Source organism: Amycolatopsis sp. TNS106, assembly GCF_019330265.1.
Lineage (GTDB): Bacteria > Actinomycetota > Actinomycetes > Mycobacteriales > Pseudonocardiaceae > Amycolatopsis > Amycolatopsis lurida.
The window spans coordinates 6,132,303-6,155,417 of record NZ_CP024972.1 but is presented as its reverse complement, the minus strand read 5'-3'; the positions used below and the strand labels follow the sequence as shown (position 1 = coordinate 6,155,417).

The 23,115-nt window shown below is 69.1% G+C and carries 22 protein-coding genes; 17 read left to right on the top strand and 5 right to left on the bottom strand.

What is annotated here, in order from left to right:
- The first annotated feature begins 56 nt into the window (after positions 1–56).
- The 6 genes from CVV72_RS28095 (at position 57) to CVV72_RS28070 (ending at position 4,085) form a co-directional block, all read left to right on the top strand.
- On the top strand, positions 57–1,253 hold the full coding sequence (locus tag CVV72_RS28095; RefSeq protein WP_219146568.1) for a glycosyltransferase family 4 protein: 1,197 nt from the start codon (positions 57–59) through the stop codon (positions 1,251–1,253).
- Positions 1,240–1,866, top strand: coding sequence for a DapH/DapD/GlmU-related protein (locus CVV72_RS28090; RefSeq protein WP_034309733.1), 627 nt, complete (start codon positions 1,240–1,242; stop codon positions 1,864–1,866). Before CVV72_RS28095 ends, CVV72_RS28090 begins: the two co-directional genes overlap by 14 nt.
- A gap of 114 nt (positions 1,867–1,980) precedes the next feature.
- Positions 1,981–2,118, top strand: a complete 138-nt coding sequence (locus tag CVV72_RS28085) for a hypothetical protein (protein ID WP_255632289.1) — start codon at positions 1,981–1,983, stop codon at positions 2,116–2,118.
- Between the two features lie 81 nt (positions 2,119–2,199).
- Positions 2,200–2,775, top strand: a complete 576-nt coding sequence (locus CVV72_RS28080) for a copper resistance CopC family protein (protein WP_219146565.1) — start codon at positions 2,200–2,202, stop codon at positions 2,773–2,775.
- A 54-nt stretch (positions 2,776–2,829) separates the two neighbouring features.
- Entirely contained in the window at positions 2,830–3,339 is a 510-nt protein-coding gene (locus CVV72_RS28075) for a SigE family RNA polymerase sigma factor (RefSeq protein WP_034309740.1), read from the top strand.
- Positions 3,336–4,085, top strand: coding sequence for a hypothetical protein (locus tag CVV72_RS28070; protein WP_219146563.1), 750 nt, complete (start codon positions 3,336–3,338; stop codon positions 4,083–4,085). The genes CVV72_RS28075 and CVV72_RS28070 overlap by 4 nt, the downstream gene beginning before the upstream one ends.
- On the opposite strand, the gene CVV72_RS28065 is transcribed toward CVV72_RS28070, so the two are convergent.
- A complete protein-coding gene (locus CVV72_RS28065) occupies positions 4,086–5,045 on the bottom strand; it encodes a Gfo/Idh/MocA family protein (RefSeq protein WP_219146562.1) in 960 nt (319 codons plus the stop codon).
- Positions 5,042–6,148 (bottom strand): DegT/DnrJ/EryC1/StrS aminotransferase family protein, encoded by a 1,107-nt coding sequence (locus CVV72_RS28060; protein ID WP_219146560.1) that lies wholly within the window; start codon positions 6,146–6,148, stop codon positions 5,042–5,044. The genes CVV72_RS28065 and CVV72_RS28060 overlap by 4 nt, the downstream gene beginning before the upstream one ends.
- A gap of 157 nt (positions 6,149–6,305) precedes the next feature.
- On the opposite strand from CVV72_RS28060, the gene CVV72_RS28055 reads away from it, so the two are divergent.
- The 7 genes from CVV72_RS28055 (at position 6,306) to CVV72_RS28025 (ending at position 12,794) form a co-directional block, all read left to right on the top strand.
- On the top strand, positions 6,306–7,037 hold the full coding sequence (locus CVV72_RS28055) for a UDP-N-acetylglucosamine acyltransferase (protein WP_219146558.1): 732 nt from the start codon (positions 6,306–6,308) through the stop codon (positions 7,035–7,037).
- 10 nt (positions 7,038–7,047) lie between these two features.
- The gene (locus CVV72_RS28050) at positions 7,048–7,287 is read left to right on the top strand and encodes an acyl carrier protein (protein ID WP_034309750.1); all 240 of its coding nucleotides are present in this window, start codon (positions 7,048–7,050) and stop codon (positions 7,285–7,287) included.
- Positions 7,287–8,012 (top strand): SDR family NAD(P)-dependent oxidoreductase, encoded by a 726-nt coding sequence (locus tag CVV72_RS28045; RefSeq protein ID WP_219146556.1) that lies wholly within the window; start codon positions 7,287–7,289, stop codon positions 8,010–8,012. Before CVV72_RS28050 ends, CVV72_RS28045 begins: the two co-directional genes overlap by 1 nt.
- 70 nt (positions 8,013–8,082) lie before the next feature.
- A complete protein-coding gene (locus CVV72_RS28040; RefSeq protein WP_219146554.1) occupies positions 8,083–9,492 on the top strand; it encodes an AMP-binding protein in 1,410 nt (469 codons plus the stop codon).
- Positions 9,489–10,541 carry an acyl-protein synthetase gene (locus CVV72_RS28035; RefSeq protein WP_219146552.1) on the top strand — a complete coding sequence of 351 codons (1,053 nt, stop codon included), beginning with the start codon at positions 9,489–9,491 and terminating at the stop codon, positions 10,539–10,541. Before CVV72_RS28040 ends, CVV72_RS28035 begins: the two co-directional genes overlap by 4 nt.
- The gene (locus CVV72_RS28030; RefSeq protein WP_219146550.1) at positions 10,538–11,788 is read left to right on the top strand and encodes an acyl-CoA reductase; all 1,251 of its coding nucleotides are present in this window, start codon (positions 10,538–10,540) and stop codon (positions 11,786–11,788) included. The genes CVV72_RS28035 and CVV72_RS28030 overlap by 4 nt, the downstream gene beginning before the upstream one ends.
- A gap of 34 nt (positions 11,789–11,822) precedes the next feature.
- Positions 11,823–12,794: a lysylphosphatidylglycerol synthase transmembrane domain-containing protein gene (locus tag CVV72_RS28025; protein WP_219146548.1), complete on the top strand. Its 972-nt coding sequence runs from the start codon at positions 11,823–11,825 to the stop codon at positions 12,792–12,794.
- A gap of 61 nt (positions 12,795–12,855) precedes the next feature.
- Here the strand turns inward: CVV72_RS28025 and CVV72_RS28020 are convergent, their stop codons facing one another.
- On the bottom strand, positions 12,856–14,799 hold the full coding sequence (locus CVV72_RS28020; protein WP_219146546.1) for a DUF6541 family protein: 1,944 nt from the start codon (positions 14,797–14,799) through the stop codon (positions 12,856–12,858).
- A gap of 260 nt (positions 14,800–15,059) precedes the next feature.
- Between CVV72_RS28020 and CVV72_RS28015 the strand changes: the two genes are divergently transcribed.
- From CVV72_RS28015 to CVV72_RS28005, 3 genes are read left to right on the top strand one after another with little or no spacing between them, the layout of a single operon-like run.
- The gene (locus CVV72_RS28015; protein WP_219146544.1) at positions 15,060–16,679 is read left to right on the top strand and encodes a hypothetical protein; all 1,620 of its coding nucleotides are present in this window, start codon (positions 15,060–15,062) and stop codon (positions 16,677–16,679) included.
- Positions 16,676–18,112, top strand: coding sequence for a hypothetical protein (locus tag CVV72_RS28010; protein WP_219146542.1), 1,437 nt, complete (start codon positions 16,676–16,678; stop codon positions 18,110–18,112). Before CVV72_RS28015 ends, CVV72_RS28010 begins: the two co-directional genes overlap by 4 nt.
- A gap of 53 nt (positions 18,113–18,165) precedes the next feature.
- On the top strand, positions 18,166–18,900 hold the full coding sequence (locus CVV72_RS28005) for a 1-acyl-sn-glycerol-3-phosphate acyltransferase (RefSeq protein WP_126732442.1): 735 nt from the start codon (positions 18,166–18,168) through the stop codon (positions 18,898–18,900).
- 91 nt (positions 18,901–18,991) lie between these two features.
- On the opposite strand, the gene CVV72_RS28000 is transcribed toward CVV72_RS28005, so the two are convergent.
- Entirely contained in the window at positions 18,992–19,792 is an 801-nt protein-coding gene (locus tag CVV72_RS28000; protein ID WP_219154176.1) for an HAD family hydrolase, read from the bottom strand.
- A gap of 82 nt (positions 19,793–19,874) precedes the next feature.
- Between CVV72_RS28000 and CVV72_RS27995 the strand changes: the two genes are divergently transcribed.
- The gene (locus CVV72_RS27995; protein WP_219146540.1) at positions 19,875–20,768 is read left to right on the top strand and encodes an LLM class flavin-dependent oxidoreductase; all 894 of its coding nucleotides are present in this window, start codon (positions 19,875–19,877) and stop codon (positions 20,766–20,768) included.
- A gap of 314 nt (positions 20,769–21,082) precedes the next feature.
- On the opposite strand, the gene CVV72_RS27990 is transcribed toward CVV72_RS27995, so the two are convergent.
- Positions 21,083–23,092 carry a DUF6541 family protein gene (locus tag CVV72_RS27990; RefSeq protein ID WP_219146538.1) on the bottom strand — a complete coding sequence of 670 codons (2,010 nt, stop codon included), beginning with the start codon at positions 23,090–23,092 and terminating at the stop codon, positions 21,083–21,085.
- Between the last annotated feature and the right edge of the window lie 23 nt (positions 23,093–23,115).

The window sequence follows — 23,115 nt, the reverse complement described above, 5'->3', positions numbered from 1 at the left end:
GAGGCATTCTTTTCCGCGGAGACGGCATGGTGATGGCGCCGGGGGAGAGCCGCCCCATGCGTATCGCCGTGGTGAACAACTTCTTCCCGCCGAGGGTGGGCGGAAGCGCGCACATGGCGGCGTCCCTGGCCGAGCAGTACGCGGCGCGCGGGCACGAGGTGCTCGCGATCACCGCCGCCTACGCCGACGCCCCGGCCGACGAGACGAAGGACGGCTATCGCGTCGTCCGCCTGCCCGCGGTGAAGATGCCGCAACTGGGCCTGTCGATCGACTTCGACATGAGTTTCGCCTCGCTGAGGCCGGGGAACTGGCGGCGGCTGTGGAAGCTGCTGGACGAGTTCAAGCCGGACGCCGTCCACCTGCACGGGCAGTTCTTCGATCTGTCGTGGCTGGCCGGGCTGTACGCGCGGCGGCACAGGCTGCCGATGCTGCTGACCATCCACACGCTGCTGATCAGCGACAACAAGCTGTACGGCGGCGTGTTCCGGTTCCTGGACAGCGTGCTGGTGAACCCGATCCTGCGCTATCTCAAGCCGCGGTACGTCATCCTCGACAAACTCGGGGTCGACTACTGCGTCGAGCGCTACGGCACGAGCGACGCGAACTCGGACTACTTCCCGATCGCCGTCGACACCGGGAACTTCGAGAAGCCGCTGACTCTCGATGTGCGGGCGGAGCACGGGCTCGGTGACGGTCCGGTGATCGTCTCGCTCGGACACGTGATCCCCCTGCGCAACCGGCTCCCGCTCGTCGAGGCGCTGCCGTCCATTTTGGACAAACATCCCGGGGTGAAGGTGCTCGTCGTCGGGCGCGTCTACCACGACGTCTTCCTGAAGCGGGCGGAAGAACTCGGCGTCGCGGACGCCGTCATCGTCACCGGCGCCGTGCCGAAGGCCGACGTCCCCGCGTACTTCGCCGCCGCCGACATCGTCACGCACGACCTCAACGGCGGCTGCGGTACCGCGTCGCTGGAGGCGATGCTCTCGGGCACCGCGACCATCGCGTCGGTCAGCGAGGACAACTACCCGGGCATCGAACTGCGCAACGGGGAGAACATCCTGCTGGTGCGGCCGGACGACAGCGAGGCGGTGGCGAACACCGTCATCGACCTGCTCGACGACCCGGAGAAGCGGGCTTTGGTGGCACAGCGGGAAAGCGCGATGGTGCGGGCCAACTTCGGCCTCGACGTCGTCGCCGAGGAACACCTGCGTACCTTCGAGAAACTGGTGACCGAGGCCGATGTTCTTCGATGACGAGCGCAGCAACCGGCTGCGCCCGCAGATCCTGACCGAACTCGTCTCGCAGTACATGAACGACGCCGAGCGCGCTCGGTTCTACGGACTGCCGGAGTCGACCCGTGTTCGCGAACGGGTCAAGATCATCAGCCCGGAGAACCTGAAGATCGGCGAACACTGCTGGATCGGGGAAGGCGCCGCGCTCGACGCGAGCGGCGGGCTGGAGATCGGCGAGCACACCAGCATCGGGCTGAACACGCTGATCTTCACGCATTCCAGCTGGCTCGCGAACATGACGCTGCAGAACCACTCCGGCAGCGACCTGATCGAGCGCAAACCGGTGAAGATCGGCAAAGGCTGCTTCATCGGCGGCCTCGTGGTGATCATGGCGGGCGTCACGATCGGCGATTTCGCCACCGTGCAGCCGAATTCCGTGGTCGCCAAGGATGTCCCGCCGCGCACCCTGGTCGCGGGCAACCCGGCGCGCGTGTTCCAGAAGTACGACGACGAGTACATCCAGTCCGAAGTGGAGCGTGTCCGCGCCGAGAACGCGCGGCGGCGGGCGCTGGCCGAGGAACGCGGGGACACCCCCGGCTCCTGGGGTGCCCCGGCGGGCGACTTCACGGAGTGACCCGGGGCGGGTCGGCGAGCGTGTCGCGAAAGCCACTTTCGCGACGTCTGATGTCCCGAAAGTGGCTTTCGCGACACGGCTCCGCGAGTCCGCAAGCGCACGGTCGTCGATCACATGACCACCTACCGTTTGATCGACGGCGAGTACGAGAACTTCGGCGAGCACACCGGCAAGGTGAGCCTCGACTTCGACGGAACCCCGCTCACCCTCGACCTCGACGCGCTGACCACCCGGCACGCGCAGCGCCCCTGACCACTCACGAGCGGAACCACCGCACCGTGGCATCCGACTACTAGGCTCGGGCGGGGAGTTCCCCGCTGAGAAGGGTGTCAGATGAGGTTCAAGCGGTTCGGCGCGTCGTTGCTGGTCGCCGGGTTGGCCCTGGTGGGCGCCGCGGCCCCGGCGATGGCCCATTCGGAGTTGAAGAGCAGTGACCCGGCCAGGGGCGCTTCGCTGGCGACACCGCCGACGCAGATCAAGCTGACCTTCTCGGGGCCGGTCACCCTCGCCGACGACAACCCGATCCAGATCACCGGACCGGAGAACGCGTCGTGGACGGTCGGCCGGGCCGAGGTCGCCGGCACGGTCGTCACGGCGCCGGTCCAGGCCGTCGGGCCGGCGGGCGAGTACACCCTCCGGTACAAGGTGGCCTTCGACGATTCGCATGCCGCGAGCGGCTCGGTGAAGTTCACCCTCAGCGCCCCGGCGGCCGCACCGAGCCCGTCGAGCCCGTCGAGCCAGACCCCCGCCGGCAGCCAGGCCCCGCCGAGCAGTGCCTCCCCGGCGCCGCAGGTGAGCGAGACCACTCCGGAAAGCCTGGTGCCGACCTGGGTGTGGATTGTCCTCGCGGTCGCCGTGGCCGTGGCCGGGCTCGTCGTCGCGCTCCGGTTCACTCGCCGGAAGGACTGAGCGGTCGAGGCAACCTTTCCCGTGGTCAACCGTCGAACGGAGATGAGGACCAGGGTGGCTCGCGGCGATGACGAGTTCGTCGAGTTCGTGCGGAACTCGGCGAACCGTCTTCAGCATGCCGCCTACCTGCTCACCAGCGACCGTCACCAGGCCGAGGACGCCACCCAGACGGCGCTCGCGAAAACGTACGCGGCCTGGTCGCGCGTACGCCGTAAGGACGCGTACGCGTACGCGCGGCAGGTCCTCGTCAACCATGTGATCGACGGCTGGCGGCGCCCGATCCGCGAGAACGCCACGGAGGACATCCCCGAGCAGCCGAGCGGCCTGGACGTCGCCGGTGCCGTCGTCCAGCGGAAATGGCTGCTTGACGCGTTGCGTACGCTCACAGACCGGGAAAGGGCCGTCGTGGTGCTCAGGCACTTCTTCGATTTGAAGGAATCCGACGTGGCCGGCGAACTGGGTGTCTCGATCGGCACCGTGAAGAGCACCAATTCCCGCGCCCTGAGCAAGCTGCGGATCACCGCGGAGGACGGAACGGAACTGATCGGGGGGCTGGGACGATGACCGACCTCGAGACGCTGCGTTCGGCATTGCGGGAACCGCCTGCCGAGGGCTTCGCCGAACCCGACCTCGGCGCGATCATGACCAAGGGCAGGCGGATCCGCCGTCGCCGCCGTCTCGCGACCGGCGCGGGCGGGGTCGCCGCCACTCTGGTCACGGTGCTGGTCATCGTCGGCGCGGTCGCGCTCAAGGGCTCCTCCTCCGAACAGCAGCCGCTTCCGCCCGCCGCGAGCGCGCCCACGCCGCCGTCGGCGTCCGCCCCCGCGCCGGCCCCGGCCCCGGCGACCACCGAGGCACCGCCGGAGCAGCCTTTCGGTGAGGCGATTCCGCTCGGGATCAAGGGTGAAGGCGGCCGTGAGCTGGTGATCCACGCCTTCGCGATCGACGAGCCGCAGATGCCGGACGTCAGGTTCGGCCTGCAGGTCGCGTACCGGAACGGGGCCGGCGACTACGACGCGCTCCTGGCCGCCAACGAGTTCAAGGGATCCGACCGGTCGTTCGGTTTCCACGCCGTGGACGGTGGCGATCTGATCCGGGGCACGTTCGTGCCGGTGTTCGGCTACTTCTCGGGTCCGGCGGTGCGGATCACCAGTACCGTGCGCGGGAAACCGGTCGAGGCCAAGATCGTCCCGTGGAGCGAGGACCCGTCGGTCGTCATCTTCTGGTTCGAACCGGGCCAGGTGGAGTCGCCGTACGTGCTCACCCCTCTCGTCGCGTACGACGCGCGAGGCCAGCGCCTCACCAAATGATCAGGCCGCGGCCTGTGTCAGCACCTGGTCGACGACGGCATGCGACGGGAGGATCAGGTCCCGCTCGGTGTCGGCGTCGACCTTGCCTTCGAGCAGATCGGCGAACCGGTCCAGCTGCGTCGCGAGCGGCTCGCGCGCGGTGACCAGTTCCGGGATCTCGATGACGGTCTGCTGGCGGTAGCCGAGACCGTCTTCGGTGACCGAGTCGTGCGAGACGTGGCGGTAGATGGTGACGTCGCGGCGAAGCAGGTCGATCTCGATCATGCGGTCCAGTTCGGACACCCAGAGCGAGCGGACCTTGCGCTGGCCGAGGCGGGAGGCGGAAACCGTGGCGAGCCCGGACTCGAACGACAGCACCGTCTCGATCGTGTCCTCGGCGCCTTCGACCGAGCTGGGGTGGAAGTAGCCCGCGCCGGAGGCGACCCGCTGCGGGGTCGCGCCGCCGAAGAACTGGATCGCCAGGTCGACGTCGTGCACCAGCAGGTCCCACGCCACACCGGTCTTGATGCGCGGCGCGTACGGGCCGTGGCGACGGGCCATCAGGTGGATCGGCTCGTTGACCAGCGCCAGCGCGGTCATCACGGCCGGGTTGTAGCGCTCCAGGAGCCCGCACATCAGCGGGATGTCCTTCTTCGCCGACAGCGATACGATCTCCTGGGAGAACTCGAAGCTGTTGCACACCGGCTTCTCGACCAGCATCGGCTTGCCCTGGCCCAGGATCTCCTGTGCCAGCTCGTAATGCGCCTCGGTGGCCGAAGCGAGCACGACGGCGTCCACATCGGACAGAGAGCCGATTTCGGGCGCCCACTGGGTTTCGTAGCGGTCGGCGACCTTGCGCCCCGCCTCTTCACGCGGATCGATCACCCGGACGAGGTCCACGCGCTCGTTCGCGGCCAGCACCCGGGCGTGCAGCGAGCCCATGTTCCCGGTGCCGATGAGTGCGATCCTGTGGGCGGTCATGCGCCGAGTGCCTCGCGGACGGTTTCGATGATGGTGTCCAGATCGGACTCGGAAAGGTACGGGTGCACCGGCAGCGAAAGCGCCTGCGTGACGATGGACGACGCCACCGGGAAGTCCTCGGCACGCGCGTCGGGGATCTGCGGGTGGTTTCGGTAGCACTCGTAGTCGAAGACGATCTTCGGGTAGTAGATCCCGTTGCCGATGCCCTTTTCGGTGAGGGCGGCGGCGAGTTCGTCCCGGGAGAGGAAGGCGTGCGGGCCGACCAGCACCGTGTATTGGTGCCATACGTGTTCGCGGCCCGGCAGGACCCGCGGGACGTCGAGGCCCGGGGTGCCGGCGAGACCCTCGGTGAGGCGTTTCGCGTTGGCCTGGCGGGCCGCGGTGAGCTGGTCCAGCTTCTCCAGCTGAGGGATGCCGACGGCGGCGTGCAGGTCGGTCATCCGGTAGTTGTGCCCGGCGACCTCGTACTCGTAGCGGGAACGCATGCCCTGGTTGCGCAGCACACGCAGGCTGTCGGCCAGCTCGTCGTCGTCCGTGGTGATCATGCCGCCCTCGGCGGTGGTCACGTTCTTGGTGGCGTACAAGGAAAAGCAGCCGATGCCGAAGGAACCGGCCTGCTTGCCCTGGAACGACGCGCCGACGGCCTGCGCGGAGTCCTCGATGACCTGGAGCCCGTGCTCGGCGGCCAGCGGCGCGAGCTTGCCCATGTCCGCGGTCTGCCCGTAGAGGTGCACGGGCATGAGGACCTTGGTGCGGTCGGTGATCGCCGCGGCCACGGCGTCCGGGTCGAGCGCGAAGTCGTCGCGCCGGATGTCGGCGAAGCGGACGGTCGCGCCGGCTTCCAGGATCGCGTTCAGGGTCGCCACGAAGGTGAACGGCGAGGTGATGACCTCGTCGCCCGGCCGCAGGTCGAGCGCCTGGATGGCGGCGACCAGCGCGGTGGTGCCGTTGTTGACGGCGATCGCGTGTTTGGTGCCGGAAACGTTCGCGAACGCGTCCTCGAAGCGCTTGACCATCGGTCCCTGTGCGATGACACCGGATCGGAGCACCTCGACGACGAGGTCCTCCGCGTCACGGACGTCGACCACGGTAATGGGGATCATCTGCAAGTCTCTCTCGACGGGGCGTTCAGGTGCGTCCGGTACGGTGAGCTGCCGTTTCTGCGCCCGGCCGCCCGCGCTGGCGCGCGCCACACGTTACCGGGACCGCCGAAGCGCCCAGTACCCCAGGCTGCCTCCAGCCACGACGAACGGAACTCACGTGGTGAACCGCATCCACCCGACAGCAGTCATCGGCGAGGGTGTCGAGCTCGGTGAAGACAACGTCATCGGACCGTTCACGGTCATCGTGGGCCCCACGCGTATCGGGGACGGCAACTGGATCGGCCCGCACGTGACCATCGGGACCCCGGGCGAGGACCGCGGCCGCGAGCACCCCGCCGCCTGGGAGACCCCGCCGAACGGTGATCCCGATCACGACGGCCACGGAGTCGTCATCGGCGGCCGGAACCGGATCCGGGAGTACGTCAGCATCCACCAGGGCACCTGGCGCACCACCTCCATCGGCGACGGCGGCTACTTCCTCCGCGGCTCTCACATCGCCCACGACTGCATCGTCGAGGACGCCGTCACGGTCGCTTCGAACGTCATCACCGGCGGCCACTGCCACATCTGGTCCGGGGCGAACCTGGGCATGGGCGCGATCCTGCACCAGCGGGTCGTGGTCGGCCCCGGCGCGATGGTCGGGATGAGCTCCGCGGTCCGCAAGGAGGTGGGCGCGTTCACCATCGCCGTCGGCAACCCCGCGCGGGTGACCGGCGTCAACACCGTGGGACTGTCCCGACGTGGCCTGGACGAGGACACCATCGAGGCGATGGGGCCGTGGCTGAAGGGTAAGGCCGGTCTCCCTGAGGACGGGCTGGCCGATCGGCTGCCCGGCGACCTCTCTACCTTGGTGAAGGCGTGGGACGCCCGTCCACGCGAAGAGCACTAGGAGTACGGACATGGCGGAAGTCGCCGGCAAGCTGCGTGAGGTCTTCGTCGAGGCGCTGGACCTCGATGGCGATGTCGATGTCGAAAACCTGAAGTACCGCGACATCGAGGCCTGGGACTCGGTCGGTCACATGGCGCTGGTCGCGGCCATCGAGGACGAGTTCGACGTGGAGTTCGACACCGACCAGGTGATCGACATGTCCAGCTTCAAGGTCGCCGTCGACATGGTGACCGACCTCCAGTCCAAGTGATGCTGGAAGGCAGGATCGCCCTGGTCACCGGGGGCACCCGGGGTATCGGGCTGGCCACCGCGCGGGCGCTCGCCGAGGCCGGTGCCACCGTCGTCCTGACCGGTCGTGGCGAGGCGAAAGCCAAGGAAGCGGCCGCCGCGGCGGGGGCCGCGAGCGGGCTCGCCCTGGACGTCACCGACGCCAAGGCCGTGTCGACGCTGGTCCGCGGCGTGGCCAAGGAGCACGGCAAGCTCGACATCGTGGTCGCCAACGCCGGGATCATGGAGGACGCGCTCCTCGGCATGATCCGCGAGGAACTGGTCGACACCACGCTGAGCACGAACGTCGCCGGCACGCTGCACACCGTCCAGGCCGCGGCCAGGGCGATGATGCGCAAGAAAACCGGCGCCATCGTGGTGCTGGCATCGATCGTCGGCGAACACGGCAGCGCCGGTCAGACGGTGTACGCGGCGTCGAAGGCGGCGGTGGCGAACATCGCCCGTTCGGCCGCGAAGGAACTCGGCCGGTCCGGGATCCGGGTCAACGCGGTGGCGCCCGGCGTCATCGACACCGACCTGACCTCGGGCCTGACCGAGGAGGCCAAGGCCGAGAACATCGGCAAGACACCGCTCGGGCGGCTCGGGACCCCCGAAGACGTGGCGAACGCGATCCGGTTCCTCGTCAGTGACGACGCTTCCTTCATCACCGGGCAGGTGCTGGGCATCGACGGAGGCTTGGTCCTGTGATGAGGGCGCGACGTGCGGCCGCCCTGCCGGACCGATCGCGGTCGGAAATCGGTCGGAGGATTGAACGGTAATGACCCTTCTGGGTGTGGGTGCGCGACTGATCGACGTCACGAGCGGCAGGACGCTCGCAGGCGAGGAACTCGACACCGAGGTCACCCGCGTGGGTGCCGCGTTGTCGTCGCTGCCGCCGGGCGCGTTGTTCGCGCGGATGTCGGTGGACCTCGAAAGCGTCCTGAACTATCTCGGTGCGTTCGAGGCGGGCCGCGCGATCGCGCTGATCGACCCCGCGCTGGACGCCGACGTGCTGGCGGGGCTCATCGAGCGCTTCCGCCCGGCGGCCGTGCTGTCGGCACCGGACGCGCCCGCGCCCGAGGGTTATGGCGTCTCCGACCGGCACTGGGTCCGGGAGTCCGCCGAAGGAGTCGAGCCGCATCCTCGGCTGGCGGTCCTGCTGCCCACCAGCGGTTCCACCGGCAACCCGAAGCTGGTCCGGCTCTCGCGCGGCGCGATGCTCGCCAACGCCGACGCGATCGCCGAGGTGCTCGGCATCGACCGCGACGAGGTCGCGCCGACCAGCCTCCCGCTGCACTACAGCTACGGCCTGTCCGTGCTGAACTCGCATCTCGTCCGCGGCGCGACCGTGGTCATCGAGCCCTCCGGCGTGCTCGGGCGCGGGTTCTGGGACGCGGTCAACGAGCACAAGGTCACTTCGCTCGCGGGCGTGCCGTATCACTACGAGATGTTGCGGCGCCTCAAGTTCGACCCGGCGAAGTACCCGACCTTGCGTACGCTCACCCAGGCGGGCGGCAAGCTGCGCGACGACCTCGTCGCCCGGTTCAACGACAGGATCCGCGAGGTCGGCGGGCGGATGTTCGTGATGTACGGGCAGACCGAGGCCGCGCCGCGGATGACCACCGTTCCGGCGGAACGGCTCGCGGAGAAGCTCGGCTCGGCCGGGCCCGCGCTGCCCGGCGGCTCGTTCGCGATCCGGCGCGAGGACGGTTCCGAGACCACGCATCCGAAGATCGTCGGCGAGGTCGTCTACCGCGGGCCCAACGTGATGATGGGGTACGCGGAGGACGAGGCCGGGCTGGCCGCCGGCGACGAATACGGTGGCGTGCTGGCCACCGGCGACCTCGGATACCTCGACGAAGACGGCTTCCTCTACATCACCGGACGGCTCAAGCGGATCGGCAAGATCTTCGGCAACCGGGTCAGCCTGGATGATCTCGAGCAAGCCGTGCGTTCCGCCTCGGTGGGGATCGACGTCGTGGCGGCCGTCCCGGCCGGGGACAAGGTCGTCCTGTTCGCGGAGCTGCCGGAAGGCGACGGCGCCAAGGAGATCTGCAAGGACGCCGCGAAGGCGCTGTCCGAGCGGCTCCACCTGCACACCAGCGGGTTCGACGTCCGTCCCCTCGACACCGTGCCGCTGCTCGCCAGCGGCAAGATCGACTACCGGTCGCTGGAGGCCCAGGTATGAGCGTCTTCACGTTGTCCCAGGCCGAGCGCGAGAAGTCGTTGCTTCCGCAGCTGGCCGCCCTCACCGCGCACCACCGCGAGAACTCAGAAGGCTACGAGCGCATCCTCTCGTCGCTCGGCATCGCACGGGACGCGGAGTTCGCGTCCATCGCGGATCTGCCGTGGCTGCCGGTGCGGATGTTCAAGACGCACGACCTGCGCAGCATCCCCGAGTCCGAGATCTTCAAAACGCTGACCTCCTCGGGCACCACCGGCGCGGGCGCGTCCCGGATCTACCTGGACAAGGACGCCGCCGGTGCCCAGACCAAGCAGCTCGGCGCCACGTTGCAGGAGGTCCTCGGCAACGAGCGGCTGCCGATGCTGATGGTCGACACGATCGGCATCATCAAGAACCGCCGCTCGTTCTCCGCGCGCGGCGCGGGCGTGCTGGGCATGGCCAACTTCGGCCGCAAGCACACCTACGTGCTCGACGAGAACGACCAGCCGGACGTCGAAGCGGTCAAGACGTTCCTGGCGACGTACGGCGACAAGCCCTTCCTGATCTTCGGCTTCACCTTCATGGTGTGGCAGTACCTGTACGAAGTCGCGCGCGAGCACGAGCTGGACCTGTCCAACGGGATCCTGATCCACTCCGGCGGCTGGAAGAAGCTGATCGACCGCGCGGTGGACAACACCGAATTCCGCCGCCGGTTCAAAGAGGACACCGGACTCACCCGCATCCACAACTACTACGGGATGATCGAGCAGATCGGCACCGTGTTCCTCGAAGGCCCGTCGGGGAACTCGTTGTACTGCCCCGATTTCGCCGACGTCGTGATCCGGGACCCGGAAACCTGGGAAGAGCAGCCGGTCGGCGAGCCCGGCGTTATCGAGGTCGTCAGCACCCTGCCGCGCTCGTATCCGGGGCATGTCCTGCTCACCGAAGACCTCGGTGTCTACCACGGAATCGACGACGGCGACTGGCCGGGCAAGCACTTCTCGGTCATGGGCAGGCTGCCCAAGGCCGAGGCCCGCGGCTGCTCGGACACCTTCCAGGGAGCGGCGGCATGAGCCTGAACCAGCGTTTTCCGCTCGCGGACGCGATCGAGGTCGACAAGCTCGTCGAAGAGCTGCGTGCCGAGCCGGTCGGCGGACGGCTGCGCGTGGGCGACCCGCGCGTCGTCGAGTTCCTGACGAAGTTCGCGCGCAAGCTGCTCGCCCCCGCGACGGCGCGCCGGTTCCCGGAACTGGCTTCGCTCGGTTTCTTCCTGCGCAAGGGAGAAATCGCCAAGGCGCTGAAGTCACTGTCCACTTCGGAGACTCCCGGCGACGCGCTGCGCTTCCCGCGCGGGCTCGTCTTCCACGTGCCGCCTGCCAACGTCGACACGATCTTCGTGTACTCGTGGGCACTTTCGGCGCTGGCAGGCAACCACAACGTCGTCCGCGTGTCGTCACGTTCGGCCGGCGCGGCGGAAACGGTGCTGGAGGCGCTGAACGCCGCACTGTCCGAAGTGGACGCCGATACCGCCGCCACGATAACCGCGACGCAGCGCATGGTCACCTACGACCGCAGCGACGCGATCAGCGGCGCGTTGTCGGCCGCCGCGGATCTGCGGGTCATCTGGGGCGGCGACGCCTCGGTCGCCGCGCTGCGCAAGTACCCGCTCGCCCCGCACGCGCGTGACCTGACCTTCCCGGACCGGTCGTCGTTCGCGGTCGCGTCGGTGCGCGGCTGGCGGAACGCCTCCGAGGCCGAACGCCGCGGCGCGGCCGAGGGGTTCTACAACGACTCGTACTGGTTCGACCAGGCCGCCTGCTCGTCGCCGCGCGCGGTGTTCTGGGTCGGCGACGAAGACGGCGCCCGGGAAGCCGGGCAGGAGTTCCGGAAGCTGCTCGCCGAGGTGCTCGCGACGAAACAGCACGTCACCGAGCCCGCCATGGCCGTGCAGAAGCGGGTTTCCGCGTACGGCGCGGCCGTCGACGGGCTCGTCGACGGCATCGAGTTCCAGGGCAACGGCATCGCGACACTGGAACTGGCCGACCCCGCCGCCCTGCCGCGAGAGTGGCTCGGCGCGGGCACTTTCGGCAACGCGCGCGTCGACACGCTTTCCGACCTCGTCCCGATCGTGCTCCGCAAAGATCAGACCATCGGTCAATTCGGCTTCACCAAAGAAGAATTGACGGAATTCGTGACGGAATTGGCGGGCCGCGGCGTCGACCGGGTCGTTCCGTTCGGCTCGGCCCTGACGTTCTCCGCGATTTGGGACGGCTACGATCTGTTGACCGAGTTCAGCCGCTTGGTGACCGTGCAGGTCTGACCTGCGGGTACGAGGTAGCAGCAAAGGAGGTTCAGTGACGACGGTCGAAACGCCCGAAGAGGAGTCTTCGGTTGCGGTAAAACAACCGAAATCCACCAAGGCGAAGATCCTCGACGTCGTCCGCTGGGTCGCCATCCTGCTGGTCGTCGGTTTCGCGGCGAAGACCTTGGTCACCAATTGGGGTGAATTCTGGCGGACCTTGTCCGAGGTCGCGTGGGAATCCTCCACGTTGAGCCTGCTCGCGCTCATCGCCGCGATCATGGTGTCGACCTACGGCTGGCAGGTCATGGTCGACGACCTCGGCAAGCCGATCGGCTATGCCCGCGGCGCGCAGATCTGCCTCGTCGGCTCGCTCGGCAAGTACGTGCCGGGTTCGGTATGGGCGTACCTGCTGCAAATGGAGCTGGGGCGCAAGGCCGGGCTCGCCAGGGCGCGGATCTTCACCGGCTCCCTCATCCAGCTCGGCGTCGGCGTGGTGTCCGCGCTGGTCGTGTCGCTGCTCGCGGCCCCAGCGGTGTTCAGCAACAGCCCGCGGGCGCTGTGGCTGTTCGTGCTGATCCCGGTCGGCCTGGCGATGCTGCACCCGCGTGTGCTCACCTGGGGCACGTCGCTGGTGCTGAGGATCCTGCGCCGTCCGCCGCTGGACCACCGGCTGAGCTGGTCGGTCGTCGGGAAGGTCTTCGGCTCCTCGACCGCCGCCTGGGCGCTCCAGGGCGTGCACCTGTGGCTGCTGGCCAACTCCGTCGGCACGCCCGGGTTCAGCGGCTTCGTGCTGTGCGTCGGCGCGATGGCCGTCGCGATGACCGTCGGGACGTTCGCGTTCATCCTGCCCAGCGGGGTCGGCGTCCGCGAGGTCGCGCAGGTCGCCGTGCTGACCGCGTCGGGCCTCACCGTCGTCCAGGCGACGGCGTTCGCCATCGCCTCCCGGGTGATGTTCACCGTCGCGGACCTGATCACCGCCGGCGGCGCCGCCCTCTCGGCCCGCCTCGTGACCTCCCGCAATTAGTCACCTACTTGCGGTCTGTCAACTCGCGTTGGTCGCCCGGGTGACGGCCGCAAGTAGGTGACTAATTGCGGGGGTTCAGCCGGTAGATGACGGCGTCGGCGTTGCGATAGACCTCGGTCACGAAGTTCAGCCCGTCCAGATCGCGCAGCCCGGCCTGGCGCGGGGCGCCCGTCGGGTAGCCGTACTGCCCGAGGATCACCCACCGCACGTTCAGCCGCGCCACCGCCGCCCGCACCTGCGCGTTCGACGGGTACTCGCGGAAATGCCACTCCAGCAGCCGCGCGTCCGAAGGCGACAGCGTCTCGTCGAAATGCCCGGACGTCGTCCGGACGCCGGAGAGCGCGTAGGTCCACACCGTCCCGTCCAGCCGGTCGTTCAGCGCGCGCTCGCCGGGTTTCGCGAACTCGGCGAGCTTCTCCATCGCGACGACCTCGTCCGGGCTCACCGGCAGCTTGTGCGGATCGGCATCGGGTGTGTTCGCGTAGCCGGGCGCGATCTTGGCCGCGTTGGACGGCGCGTAGAAACCGTTGCTCAAGAAGGCGAACGCGCCGAACACCACCACCGCGACGGCGAACGCGGGCAGTTTCCGGTGCGCCACGTTGTCCCGCAGCCACGCCTGCGACTCGGCGAGGCCGTGCGCCGCGATGATCGACAGCGGGACCGCCGCCATCGACATGAACCGGTACGGGTCGTTCCACCAAGGCCGCGACAGCGCCAGCACGAGCGAGTGCTCCGACGACGTCACCGCGATGTAGGCGAGCCCGCTGAACAACGCGGACACGCCGATCCAGCGCAACGCGCCCGCGCGCGAGAAGAAGATGAAGCCCAGCAGCAACGCGACCGACAGCCAGATCTGGGGATGGGGCCCGTAGTGCTGGAAGCCCAGCAGCGCGCCGAGCGCCGTCGTCGCCCGCCATTCGACCGGCCAGCTGCGGTAGGGCACGTCGCCGTTCGCGAGCCCGATCGCGCCGAAGAGCTGGAGCCACGCCACGAAGATCGCGATGACACCGACGATCGCCAGCGCGCGCAGGTCCCGGCCGATCCGCCGCCACCGTTCGCCGGGCGCGATCCAGCGTTGCAGCAGCAGCGGGCCGGCGAACAGGATCGCGCCGAACAACGCCGAGGAGTGCACGCACAGCAGCCCGACGGCGGTCGCAAGCAGCACGAAGCCGGTGTCAGGCGCTGGCCGGTCTAGGTAGCGCTTCACCGCGACGGCGGCCAGCGGGGTCATCGCGAGGCCGAGCAGGAACGGAAGCAAAGGTCCCCTGCTCATCGATTCGTACAGGCCCATCACCGGCGCGATGGAGACGAGCGCGGCCGCGCCCGCGAACACCGCGCGCCCCCGGAACACGCGCACCATCGTGACCAGCGACAACGCCAGCAGCGCGGGCAGCAGGGCGGTGTTCACGTCCAGTGTCAGCGGGATGGTCGCCGGGCTGAGCAGGTACAGCACGGACGCGAGTAGGTGGTACGCGTTGGGGTAGAACACCGGCGCCGCGTCGCCGTACCAGTTGACCTCGCCCGTGCCGAACAGGCTGCCGTCCCCGGTTTCGGCGATCTGCCGGATCCCGTTGGCGTGATAGACGGCGTCGAAGCCCTGCGGGATGGCGTCCAGCCTGCCCATCCCGCGCACCACCGCGTACATCCCGACGGCGGCCGCGAGCAGCAGGCACGCCCCCACCGCGAGATGCCCGGACCGCCCCCACAGCGGTTCCTCGGGCGCGGGCGGCCATCGGCGCAGAGTGAGCCGCCGCAGGCCGTACGCGACTCCGGCGAACAAGGCCGTCGCCACCGCGTAAGTCACCGGGGTGAACGGGAGCCCGAGCGCGGCCGCCCACGGTCCCGCGAGGCCACCGATGGCGTAACTCAGCAACGGTGTCATTCCCGCCAGCACCCAGCCGCGCAGGCCGGCGGCGAATCCGGTGAGCAGACCGGGAAGGCCGAGGACGAGCAGCGCGACGCACAGGGTGACGACGTCGGCCGACAGGGAGGTCTGGGTGGGCACGGGCTACCTCGGGTGGGGAATCCGCACAGAACCCCCGAGGTGCGGAACGGAATGGGAAGCCAGATTAACCACCGGGGACCGTTACCCGAAGGAGTCACATCCTGACGGGCAAAACCGCCGACGGTTGCCTACTTTGTGCACACTCGCTGGCCCATTCGTGTCGATTGACTGCGCCGAAAGAAACAGACCGGCGCGGTGATCGATACTTGACCGTAGTCTTTCGTCAGGGGAGCGGCTCGGCCCGGGAGGGTGGGGATCAGGTGGTGATCGCGCTTGTCGTCGCCTGGCTCCTGGTCGCGGTCTTCGTCCTGGTGGCCTGGCCGAAAATCGGCGCGGACAAGACCTGGCGCGCCTTCGCGCTGATGCTCACCCTCGGTTTCTCGCTGGTGCACCAGCTGATGTTTTCGACCATCGCGGAGGACGCGTACATCACCTTCCGTTATGTCCAGAACATCGCCGACGGCAATGGCCCGGTGTTCAACCCCGGCGAGCGGATCGAGGGTTACGCGAATTTCCTCTGGATGATCTTGGTCGCGTTGCCGAAGGCCGCGTTCGGGGCCGACATCGAGACTTCCGCGGTCGTGCTCGGCGTTCTCGCCACGCTCGGCGCCGTCCTGCTCGCCCATGTGACGGTGAACCGGGTGGTCGCGCGGGCGGCAGGGGAGGCGCGCCCGGCCAGCGGCGTGGCCGCCGCGGTGCTGGTCGCGGGCGCCGGGGGCCTCGCCGCGTACGGCGGATCGGGCACCGAGACGCCGTTGTTCATGTTGCTCGTGTTCGGTGTCTTCGCCTCGCTCGCGGCCCGCCGGCCGGTGGTCGCCGGGGTGCTCGTCGCCTTCGCGATGATGACGCGCCCGGCGGGGCTCCTGCTCGCGGTCCTGGTCGGGATCTGGCTGGTCGTCGCGGCCTCGCGCGGCCGCTACACCTGGTGGTCGCCGGCGGGCTGGCTGCTCGGCGGGCTCGTCTTCGCGGCACCGTGGATCGCCTGGCGGGTGACCTACTACGACCATGTGCTGCCGCCGTCGGCCATCATCCCCTTCGACGTCGGCCTCCCCGCCAGGATCGACGGCGGGTGGCGGTATCTGTCGGGGTTCTCCCTGGTCCACCAGGGATTCCTGCTGCTCGGCCTGATCGCGGTGGTGGCCCTGCTGCTGCGCCGCACCGGCCGGACGCCGCACGAGGCCGAGGCCAGGTCGCTGACCTGGCTGATGCTGGCCACCGCCGTCGCGCTCACCGGTTTCGTGGTCTTCTTCGGCGGCGACGCCGGGCCCGCCTGGCGGCTGCTGGCGCCGATCCCGCCGCTGCTGTCGGTGGCGGCGGTGTCGGCGGTGCTGGTCTCCGGTGTGCTCGTTTCCACCGCGAAGCCGAGCCCGCGGCCGCGTCCGCCGGTCCAGCGGCTGATACCCGCCGCCGCGGTGGCGTTGTCCGGGCTCGCGGTGCTGGTGTCGGTGTTCAGCCCGGAGATGCTCGCCCGCGTGCGCGCCTGGCACGACCACGGCGCGCAGATGGAGGAGATCGGCCGCTGGCTCGACGGCTATCTGCCGTCCGGTTCGGTCGTGAGCACCTCCGCGCCCGGCGCGCTGTCGTATCACGCGGGGACGCAACTACAGATCGTCGGCGTCCGGGGCCAGACCGAGGAAGAAGGCGAGGTCGTCGTCTCCCGGCGGCATCCGACGATCGCCGTCATCACCGACAGCGGTTACTCGGCGAAGCAGACCTGCGTGATCGACCCGGCGTACGCGGCCAGGTATCGCGTCGCGACGTTCGCGCGCGAAGGAACCTCGTCATGGATCGCCGTGTTCCTGCGGGCGGATGTCGAGCGGTCGGTCACGGCGGCCCTCGGCCGCTCGCCGGATTTCCGCCACGTACCGTGCCCTTCGTGAGTGTCGTTTCCCCCAGCAGACCGGTAGCGCGCGAGACGACCTCGCCCCTGTTCGGCCTCGGTGTGTTCGCCGCCGCGCTCGCCGTCCTCCTGGTTCGTTTCCTCGTGCCGCGGCCGATCGCGATGTCCGACAACGGCGACGGTTTCCGCGTGCTGTGCGGCGCGGGCATCCCGTGGAAGGGCAAGCCGGAGGGATTCGTCCACCTCGCCTACACCGCCCCGGCAGGCGAATGCGACGCCACCTATCTCCTGACCCAGAGCTGGTTCGCACGGATCGCGCGGTCGATCGGCGGGCTGCTGGGCCTCGAATCGACGCTCAGCCTGGTCGTCCTCGGGATGATCACCAGTGTGCTGGCCGCCGCGGCGGTCGCGCTGATCGTCGTCGGATTGCCGTACCCGCGCCGCGTCCGTGGCTTCGCGGCCGTGGGGCTGCTGCTGGTCGTCGCGGACTCCGCCTTCTTCGGTTACTTCGCCTCGGTGCTCGGGGAGGGCGCCGCGTTCCTCGGTCTTCTGCTCGCCGTCGGCGGCTTGCTGGTCGCCGCACGGCCAGGCTGGTGGCGCTACGCGGGACTCGCCGTGCTGGTCTTCGGCGGCCTGATCGCGGTGAACGCCAAGGTCCAGACGCTGATGATCCTGCCGTTGCTCGCGCTCGCCGCGCTGCTCGTCCGTCCTGCGGGCGTCCGCGGCCTGAAGCGGTGGCTTCCCGCGGTGTTCGTCATCGGCGCGCTCGCCGGGGGGACGGCCTACGCACAGCAGACCGTCGAACCGGCGAAGCTGCCCGACGGCTCGCTCGCCGCCCGGCCGGGCGACGATTCGCGTGAGATCAACATGTTCAACACGATCTTCCTGACCATTGTGGACGGTCGGCACGACACCGGGGCCGACCTCGCCGCGCTGGGGCTGCCCGCCTCGTTCGGCCAGTACGCGGGCAACGGCTGGTGGCATCCGAAACCCGCGACGCAGGACCCCGAGTACCCGAAGTACCGCGAACAGATCAGCAGGCGCAACGTCGTCGAGTACTTCGCGACGCACCCCTGGCGCACCATCGAGATCCTGGACCGCGCGGCGGGCGATCTGCTCACCGCGCGGCCGCCCTACCTCGGCAGCTTCGACCGGTCGGCCGGTTTCGCCCCGGAGACCCAGGAATACCGCGTCCCGATCGTTTCGACCGTGACGAAACTGCTGGCGCCACTGGGTTTCTTCGCCCTGTTGCCGATATGGGCGCTGATCGCCTGGCGTGGCTGGAAGACCCGGCGCGCCGCGCTCGGTGTCGTGCTGGGCTTTCTGCTCGCCGTCGCCGCCGGGCAGTTCGCCCTGGCCGCATTGGGGGATGGCTTGGAGAACGTCAAGCACCAGGTGATCGCGCTGTACTGCACGGTGCTCGGCGTCGCACTGGCGCTGGTTACCTTCGCGCGGCAGGAACGCTCGGAGTGATGTGACCTACGCGACCGTAGGTTGGTTACCCTACGGTAGCGTAACCTGAACGAATGGCTGAGCTCGTTTACCCGCCCGTCATCATGGCGGCGAAGTTGATGTTCCGGGTGCTGGACAACCGCATCCGGGTGGAGGGGACCGAGCACATCCCGTCGACGGGCGGGGCGGTCATCGCCTGCAACCACGTGAGCTATCTCGACTTCATCTTCTGCGGGCTGGGCGCACAGCCCGCGAAACGCCTGGTCAGGTTCATGGCGAAGAAGGAGATCTTCAGCAACCGCATCGCCGGACCGCTCATGCGCGGCATGCACCACATCTCCGTCGACCGCGGCGCGGGTCTCGCGTCGTACCGCGAAGCCGTCGAGCGCCTGAAGGCCGGGGAGGTCGTCGGCGTGTTCCCCGAGGCCACGATCAGCCGGTCGTTCACCGTGAAGGACATCAAGTCCGGTGCGGTCCGGATGGCCGCCGAGGCGGGTGTCCCGGTCGTGCCGATGGCGCTCTGGGGCACGCAGCGGCTGTGGACCAAGGGCCGCCCGAAGGACCTCACGAAGCGCCACGTCCCGATTTCGATCCTCGTCGGCGAGCCGATGCACCCGAAGGCCGACGAGGATGCCGAAGTCCTCTCGAAGGACCTTCGCGTGCGGATGTCCGCGCTCGTGGACCGCGTCCAGGCCGGCTATCCGGAGAAGCCGTCCTCCGACGACGAGCGCTGGTGGCTGCCCGCGCACCTCGGCGGCACCGCGCCGACGCCGGAAGAGGCCGCGAAGCTCGACCGCGAAGGCCGCTAGCCCGGCTGGCTGCCCCGCTGCGCCGTGTCGCGAAAGCCACTTTCGCGACGCTGGATGTCTCGAAAGTGGCTTTCGCGACACGCGAGCCCCGCTAGAACCAGCGTTCGAGCACCTGCGCGACGCCGTCCTCGGAGTTCGGCGCGGTGACCTCGTCGGCGACGTCGAGGGCGTAGCGGTGCCCGTTGGCCATCGCCACGCCGTGCCCGGCCCAGCGGAGCATCTCGACGTCGTTCGGCATGTCCCCGAACGCGATCACCCGCTCGGCCGGGACACCCAGCCGAGCGGAGACTTCGGCCAGCCCGGTCGCCTTCGTGATGCCGTGCGCGGCGATCTCGATCAGGCCGGTGTTGGTCGAGTAGGTGATGTCGACCGAGCCGTCGAGCACCTCGCGTGCCGCCCGCGCCATCTCGTCGGAGTTCATTCCGCGCCTGCTGATCAGCAGTTTGATCGCCGGATGTCCGAGCACCTCGGCCCGCGGCGCCTCCGTGCCTTCGTGGTTGCCCCACGGATTGTGGTAGTCCGGCTCGATCACGAAGTTGCGCATCTCCGGGTCGAGCGCGGACTCGCCGACCCGCTCCGCGGCGAACCGGCAGCCGGGGAGCGCGTGATCAAGAGCACTCACCGTGTCGTGCAGCACCTGGGGTTCCAGCAGGCCGTGGACCGCCACGATCCGGTCCGTCCCGATCTCGTACAGCACCGCGCCGTTCGCGCAGACCGCGTATCCGGTCAGGCCGAGCGGGGTCGCGATCGGCGCGATCCAGCGCGGCGGACGGCCGCTGGCCAGCACGAACGGCACTCCGGCCGCGGCGACGCGCCGGACGACGCCGATCGTGCGTTCGGACAGGACCTCCAACGGGCCGAGCAGGGTGCCGTCGACATCGGAGGCGATCAAGAGAGGCTTTTCCACCGGCACATCATCCCCGAAGATCCGCCCATCGGGCGAAGTGTCGGCGGGCACCGCTACCTTGCCGGGTGTGCGCGTAGGCATCGTGATCCTTCCGGAAGATCGTTGGTGGGCGGCCGAGCCGAAATGGCGGGCCGCCGAGGAATACGGCTTCGACCACGCTTGGACGTACGACCACCTCGGCTGGCGGACTCTCGTCGACGGCCCGTGGTTCAGTGCGATGCCAACGTTGACGGCGGCCGCGATGGTGACGTCGCGGATCAGACTGGGCACCTTCGTCGCCTCACCGGTCGCGAGACACCCCGTGCCGTTCACCCGTGAGCTGACCACCCTCGACGACATCTCCGACGGCCGCTTCATCCTCGGCGTGGGCGCCGGGGTCACGAACACCAGCTACGACGCCGTCGTCCTCGACGGCCCCGAGCTGTCGGTCAAACAGCGCACGGACCGGTTCGCCGAATTCGTCGAAGCGCTCGACGGCCTGCTGATGACCGACGGCTTCGACTTCGAGGGCGAGTACTACCGGGCCAAGGGCGCGAGGAACCAGCCCGGCTGCGTGCAGCGGCCTCGGCTGCCGTTCCTGGTGGCCGCGAACGGCCCGCGCACGATGACGCTCGCCGCGCGGTTCGGCGCGGGCTGGGCCACGACCGGCGGCAAAGCGGACACCCAGGACGAGTGGTGGAAGGGCGTCGCGGAACTCGTGAAGACCTTCGACGAGCGCCTCGACGTCGTGGGCAGGGACAAGGCGAGCGTGCAGCGGTTCCTCAGTCTCGACTCGGCACCGGTCTTCTCGCTCTCCAGCGTGGACGCGTTCACCGACGCCGCCGGGCGGGCCGGGGAGCTCGGCTTCACCGACATCGTCACCCACTGGCCGCGGTCCGGCGATTACTACGTCGGCCGTGAGTCGACCCTCGAAGAAGTCGCGAGCGACGTACTCCCGGTACTCCAGGGAAGAAGCTCTTAGGCCGATCGGGTGACGTTGGCGGGCCGGGTAAACCGGTTTCGTCCCCTGTTCGTCTCACAGACAAGTACAGCGAGTGGGCGCGGCCGACGACGGCTGCCCCTCATGGGTCACCCCGGGGGTGAATGGGGGACTGAGGCTCGCGTGGTCGCGGCAGGGGCAGTCCGCGGCCACGCGAGCCTTGATCTTTCAGCCGTGATTCGCGTGTCCAGGCGCGTAACTCGCGTGCTTGAAGGCGTAACTCGCGAGTTACGCCTTCAAGCACGCGTCATACGGCTTCAAGCACGCGAGTTACGCCCCGGCGCACCGGCGGGTGGTCAGCGGGTCAGGGTGTAGATCGAGGCGCCCGCGTTGCCGAAGTCCTTCCGCAGGAAGCTCAGCCCGTCCAGATCCCGCAGCCCCGGCGCCGGCGGCTCGCCGATCTTGATCGGCGTGCTCCCGATCAGCACGTGCTTGATGTTCAGCCGCCGCACCGCGGCCCGTACCTCGGGGTCGGTGTCGTACTCCCGGAAGTGCAGCGCCAGGTACTTCGCGTCCGGCGGCGGCACGCCCGGGTCGTAGTGCCCGGCGACCGGGTGGATACCGGTGATGGCGTACAGCCAGGCCGTCCCGTCGAAGCGCTCGTTGAGCACCTTCTCGTCCGGTCCGACGTTCATCTTGGTCAGCTCGTTCATCGCGGCGAGCTCGTCGGCGCTGACCGGCGGCGTTACCTCGCCCTCGGGCCCGTTGTAGTACAGGAACGACACCGCGTGCGCGTTCGACTCGGTGTAGAAGCCCTTGGTCAGCACGGCCGACGCGGCCACGACGAACACGGCGGTCGCCAGGCCCAGCCGGGCGGGCAGCGCGGGGCGGCTCTTCACCCAGGAGCGCCCGCTCGCCCACTTCGCGAACCAGCGCTGCAGCTCCGCCATGCCGTGCCCGGCCAGCAGGCACAGCGGGATCGCGGCGAGCGCCATCAGGCGGTACCGGTCGTTCCACCACGGCCGCGACAGGGAGATCACCCACGGTTCGGCGCCGAACGAGGCGACCAGCACGAACAGCACCGAGAAACCGATCGCCGAAAGACCCACCCAGCGCATCCGGCCGAGCCGGAACAGGCCGAGCACGCCGATCACCAGCAGCACCGTCAGCCACACCTGCGGGGCGCTCAGCACCTGCCGGAACGTCACCAGCAGCCCGAGCGACTTCACGATCGGCAGGTCCGAACCCCACGCGTAATAAGGGTATGAACCCGAAGTGAATTTCAGGGCGCCGAGGATATGCGGCGCCGCGAGCAGTCCGCTGCCCATCATCACCGGCACCATCTTGACGACGTCGCCGCCGATCACCCGCCAGCCGCCACGGCCTTCCGGCACCCCGTCGAGCGGTTTGTGCCGCAGCGCGCGGTACCAGCGCTGCACCACCAGCGGGAACGCGAACAGCAGCGCACCGAACAGCGCCGACGAGTGCGCGGCCAGCAGGCCGACCGCGGTGAGCGCGAGCACGTAGCCGGTGTCGAGGCCGGGCCGCGCGAGGAAGCGGGCCAGCGCGACGACGGCCAGCGGCGTCAGCACGATCCCGAGCGCGAAGGGCAGCAGCCCGCTGGACACCGACTCGTACGCGCCGGTGGTGGCCGCCGCGGCGACCAGCGCCGTGCAGCCCGCGAACACCGCACGCCCGCCGAGCTGGCGGATCAGGGTGACCATCGACAGCGCGAAGATCCCGGCGACCGGCATGGTGATGGCGTTCAGCGTGACCGGGATCGTCGTACCCGAAATCGAGTACACCAGCGAGCCGACCAGGTGATACGCGTTCGGGTAGAACGAGCCGTCGGGGTACCAGTTGACGGTGCCCATGCCGGTCAGCGAGCCGTCGCCGGTCTCGGCGATGTAGCGGATGCCGTTCGCGTGGAACACGGTGTCCCACCGCTGGAACACCGCCGTCGTCCCGCCGCGGGCCGAGAGCACCACGAGGATCGAGATCCCGACCGCCAGCGCGACGCAGGCCGCGACGGCGTAGTGCGCGCGCGGGTGCCACTTCGTCGGCGGCTCCTCGGCGCCCGGCTTGAGCCGGCCGCGTGCCTGACCGAGCTTCCGCAGGCCGAAGCCGATCCCGGCGAGCACGACCGTGACGGCCGCCACGGTCAGCGGGTTGTACGACACGCCCGCGAGTGCCAGCCACGGTCCGGCCAGTCCGGTTACCGTGTAGGACAGCAGCGGGGCCAGGCCCGCCAGGGCCCAGCCACGCAGGCCCGCGGCCCGGCCGACGAGCCCGCCGGGGACCGCCAGGACGGCCAGGTAGGTGAGGGTCGCACCGAAGTAGGACCAGAAGGTGTCCGGAGTAGGCACTCGCTTTTTACTGCTTTCTGGCT

What these genes read in the sequence shown, in the direction of transcription:
- CVV72_RS28095 (WP_219146568.1), top strand. Translation starts at nt 57, where the DNA reads ATGCGTATCGCCGTGGTGAACAACTTCTTCCCGCCGAGGGTGGGCGGA.
- CVV72_RS28090 (WP_034309733.1), top strand. Translation starts at nt 1,240, where the DNA reads ATGTTCTTCGATGACGAGCGCAGCAACCGGCTGCGCCCGCAGATCCTG.
- CVV72_RS28085 (WP_255632289.1), top strand. Translation starts at nt 1,981, where the DNA reads ATGACCACCTACCGTTTGATCGACGGCGAGTACGAGAACTTCGGCGAG.
- CVV72_RS28080 (WP_219146565.1), top strand. Translation starts at nt 2,200, where the DNA reads ATGAGGTTCAAGCGGTTCGGCGCGTCGTTGCTGGTCGCCGGGTTGGCC.
- CVV72_RS28070 (WP_219146563.1), top strand. Translation starts at nt 3,336, where the DNA reads ATGACCGACCTCGAGACGCTGCGTTCGGCATTGCGGGAACCGCCTGCC.
- CVV72_RS28065 (WP_219146562.1), bottom strand. Translation starts at nt 5,045, where the DNA reads ATGACCGCCCACAGGATCGCACTCATCGGCACCGGGAACATGGGCTCG.
- CVV72_RS28060 (WP_219146560.1), bottom strand. Translation starts at nt 6,148, where the DNA reads ATGATCCCCATTACCGTGGTCGACGTCCGTGACGCGGAGGACCTCGTC.
- CVV72_RS28050 (WP_034309750.1), top strand. Translation starts at nt 7,048, where the DNA reads ATGGCGGAAGTCGCCGGCAAGCTGCGTGAGGTCTTCGTCGAGGCGCTG.
- CVV72_RS28045 (WP_219146556.1), top strand. Translation starts at nt 7,287, where the DNA reads ATGCTGGAAGGCAGGATCGCCCTGGTCACCGGGGGCACCCGGGGTATC.
- CVV72_RS28040 (WP_219146554.1), top strand. Translation starts at nt 8,083, where the DNA reads ATGACCCTTCTGGGTGTGGGTGCGCGACTGATCGACGTCACGAGCGGC.
- CVV72_RS28035 (WP_219146552.1), top strand. Translation starts at nt 9,489, where the DNA reads ATGAGCGTCTTCACGTTGTCCCAGGCCGAGCGCGAGAAGTCGTTGCTT.
- CVV72_RS28030 (WP_219146550.1), top strand. Translation starts at nt 10,538, where the DNA reads ATGAGCCTGAACCAGCGTTTTCCGCTCGCGGACGCGATCGAGGTCGAC.
- CVV72_RS28005 (WP_126732442.1), top strand. Translation starts at nt 18,166, where the DNA reads ATGGCTGAGCTCGTTTACCCGCCCGTCATCATGGCGGCGAAGTTGATG.